Raw genomic sequence first — 3452 nt, forward strand, 5'->3', positions numbered from 1 at the left:
AGCGGGAGCAAGCTCCTCGCTCAGTGCCCCATGAGCCAATGCTGATGCGGTCCTGGCAGCGTCCAGATACCGAAGACGATCACCAACAATCCCCCGGCCATGCGTACGCTGCGTTTGCGCAGCAGCGCGGTAACGCGCTCGGCCGCCAGGCCGGTGGCGAGCAGCACCGGCCAGGTGCCGAGGCCGAAAGCGAGCATCAACAGCGCACTGTCCAACGCATTGCCCTGGCTGGCGGACCACAGCAGGGTGCTGTAGACCAATCCGCACGGCAACCAGCCCCATAATGCGCCGAGCAGCAAGGCCCGAGGCACGCTCGACACTGGCAGCAAGCGGTTGGCGACAGGCTGGATATGTCGCCACAAGCCACGACCGAGGCTTTCGATGCGGGTCAGGCCGCTCCACCATCCGGCGAGATACAGGCCCATGGCGATCAGCAGCAAACCCGCCAGCACACGCATGATCATCGCCGCCGGACTGTTGGCGACAGCCCAGCCGGCCAGGCCGATCAGCAAGCCGGCGGTGGCATAGCTCAGGATCCGTCCGAGGTTGTACGCCAGCAACAGCCGAAAGCGCCGGCTGCGTTGGTCCTTGGGAATCGCCAGGGTGAGGGCGCCCATCAGGCCGCCACACATGCCCAGGCAATGGCCGCCGCCCAAAAGGCCGAGGATGACGGCTGAAACCAGCAGCGGTGCCAGGTCAAGCATGGGGCGGCGCCTTGTCGTCCGGTTTCTGGACCTCGCCGCTGGCTTCGTCCACCGCGGCCTTGTGGTTCGGGTCCTGGTCGTCGAACAGGATGCTGTGGGCCGGACCGTCGAGGTCGTCGTATTGGCCGCTGTCCACGGCCCAGAAAAATATGTACACGGCGATGGCCACGATCAGCAGCGCGGCCGGGATCATCACGTAGAGAGCTGGCATGTCGGAACTCCATGCCCGCGCGGCTCAGGCCGGCAGCGGACGGGTATCGGGCGTGGCGTCGAGCGCCTGCGCTTGCGGTTGACGGGTCAGCCTCAACGCATTCAGCACCACGGTCAGCGAACTGATGGACATGCCGACCGCGGCCCACACCGGTGTGATCCAGCCGAGGGCGGCGAACGGCAACATGAGCCCATTGTACAGCCCTGCCCAGACCAGGTTCTCGATGATTACCCGACGGGTGCGCCGGGCCAGGCTGAAGGCGTGGATCAAGGCATCGAGGCGATTGGACAGCAGCACGGCGTCGGCGCTGGTCTTGGCCAGGTCAGTGGCCGAGCCCATGGCGACACTGATGTCCGCCGCCGCCAATACCGGCACGTCGTTCACGCCATCGCCCAGCATCAGCACCTTGCGGCCTTGCTGATGCAATTGTTGCAGCACCGCCAGCTTGTCGTCCGGGCGCAAGCCGCCGCGGGCTTCATCGATGCCCAGCTCGGCGGCGACGCTGGCGACCATCGGCGAGCTGTCGCCGGACAGCAGCAGCGTGCGCCAGCCCCGGGCCTTGCAGGCGGCCAGCAGCGCCGGGGCATCCGTGCGCAACCGGTCGTCGAGCACAAACCAGGCCAGCGGCCCAACGTCATCCCCCAACAACAGCCATTGCCCGGGTTCGTCCGGCATCGCCGGTACGGTGGCGCCACTCGGTTCGCAGGCAAATGCGGGATGGCCGATGCGCAGCCGCTGTTTGTCCACGGAGCCCTCCAGACCCAGGCCCGGGAAACTCTGGACGTGCTCGGCGGCCCGCGGCGCGCGACCGAAGGCACGGGCAATAGGGTGCTCGGAGCGATTTTCCAACGCCGCGGCCAAGGCCAGGCACTGGTCGCTGTCGAGTGCCGCGAGCGGTCGAATGGCGCGCAACGCCAGGCGGCCTTCGGTCAGGGTCCCGGTCTTGTCGAAAATCACCGTGTCGATCTGGTTCAAGCCTTCCAGGACATGACCGCGAGTCAACAGCAGCCCGAGTTTGTGCAAGGTCCCGGTGGCGGCGGTCAAGGCGGTGGGCGTCGCCAGCGACAGCGCGCAAGGACAGGTCGCGACCAGCATCGCCAGGACGATCCAGAAAGCGCGGGATGCGTCCAAGTACCACCACAGCAGGCCGATGGTCGCTGCGGCGATCAAGGAAAACAGCAGGAACCATTGGGCGGCGCGGTCGGCGATTTCCGCCAGTCGTGGCTTTTCGGCCTGGGCTCGTTCCAGCAGCCGGACGATGGCTGACAGCCGGGTGTCATGGCCCAGCGCTTGCACTTCGACCGTCAGGGCGCCGTCGACATTCAGCGTACCTGCAGTGACCGCGTCGCCGGCCTGGCGGGGTTGCGGCAGGTATTCGCCGGTCAGCAGCGATTCATCGACGCTGGACTGCCCTTCCAGAATCCGGCCATCGGCGGGTAGGACCGCGCCGGGCTGGACCAATACCCGGTCGCCCGTGCGCAGTTCGCTGAGCAGGATGCGCTCGCTCTGGCCGTGATCATCCAGGCGCAGGCACGAGGCGGGCAGCAGGTTGACCAATTGCGCGGTGGCGGCGGCGGTGCGTTCCCGGGCCCGGCGTTCAAGGTAGCGGCCGGCGAGCAGGAACAGGGCAAACATGCCGACGGCATCGAAATACAACTCGCCGACGCCGGTAATGGACGTCCAGATCCCTGCGATGTAGGCGCTGCCGATGGCCAGGGACACCGAAACGTCCATGGTCAGGTGGCGGGTGCGCAGGTCGCGCATGGCGCCTTTGAAAAACGGCGCGCAGCTGTAAAAGACGATGGGCGTCGTCAGGAACAGCGCGACCCAGCGCAGGATGGTGTGCATCTCCGGGCTCAGGTCGATGTTGAATTCCGGCCAGGTGGCCATGGTCGCCATCATCGCCTGGAACCACAGCAACCCGGCCACGCCCAACTGGCGCAGGGCCAGGCGGTTCTGCGCGGCGAGCTGTTCGCTGGCCTGATCGGCCTGGTAGGGGTGCGCGGCGTAGCCGATCTGGCGCAGTTCGGCGAGTAATGTGCTCAGCGGCAACCGGGCATCGGCCCAGCGAACGTGCAGGCGATGGTTGGACAGGTTCAGCCGCGCCTCGGCCACGGCCGGCAAGGTGCGCAGGTGTTTTTCGATCAGCCAGCCGCAGGCCGCGCAACTGATGCCTTCCATGAGCAAGGTGGTTTCGGACAAGTCGCCTTCATGGCGGACGAACGATTGCTGCACGTCCGGGCGATCGTAAAGTGCTAGTTCGTCGGTCAACTGGACGGGCAAGGTCTCGGGGTTGGCCGACGCTTCACTGCGATGTTGGTAGTAACTTTCCAACCCGCCGGCGACGATCGCCTCGGCCACCGCCTGGCAGCCCGGGCAGCACAGCTCGCGGGTCTCGCCGAGGACAACGGCGGTGAAGCGGCTGCCGGGAGGAACGGGCAGGGCGCAGTGATAGCAGGGTTGTGGGGTGGTCATGGGTATCGCATGAAGGCCTTTGTGGAAGGAGCTTGCTACAAGTGAGGGCGCTTTTTGTGGCG

At 66.4% G+C, this 3452-nt stretch carries 3 protein-coding genes; all 3 read right to left on the reverse strand.

The genetic code is table 11. The annotated features are described in order from the left end of the window. Positions 1–20: 20 nt before the first annotated feature. The 3 genes from OC610_RS23660 to OC610_RS23670 are packed head-to-tail and all read right to left on the reverse strand — an operon-like array spanning position 21 to position 3390. Positions 21–704, reverse strand: a complete 684-nt coding sequence (locus tag OC610_RS23660) for a sulfite exporter TauE/SafE family protein (protein ID WP_264431278.1) — start codon at positions 702–704, stop codon at positions 21–23. Continuing rightward, positions 697–915, reverse strand: coding sequence for a cbb3-type cytochrome oxidase assembly protein CcoS (ccoS, locus tag OC610_RS23665; RefSeq protein ID WP_030140895.1), 219 nt, complete (start codon positions 913–915; stop codon positions 697–699). The genes OC610_RS23660 and ccoS overlap by 8 nt, the downstream gene beginning before the upstream one ends. A 24-nt stretch (positions 916–939) precedes the next feature. Next, a complete protein-coding gene (locus OC610_RS23670) occupies positions 940–3390 on the reverse strand; it encodes a heavy metal translocating P-type ATPase (protein WP_264431282.1) in 2451 nt (816 codons plus the stop codon). Between the last annotated feature and the right edge of the window lie 62 nt (positions 3391–3452).

Origin of the sequence: Pseudomonas agronomica, assembly GCF_025917275.1 — a bacterium.
In the GTDB taxonomy this organism is placed as follows: Bacteria; Pseudomonadota; Gammaproteobacteria; order Pseudomonadales; family Pseudomonadaceae; genus Aquipseudomonas; species Aquipseudomonas agronomica.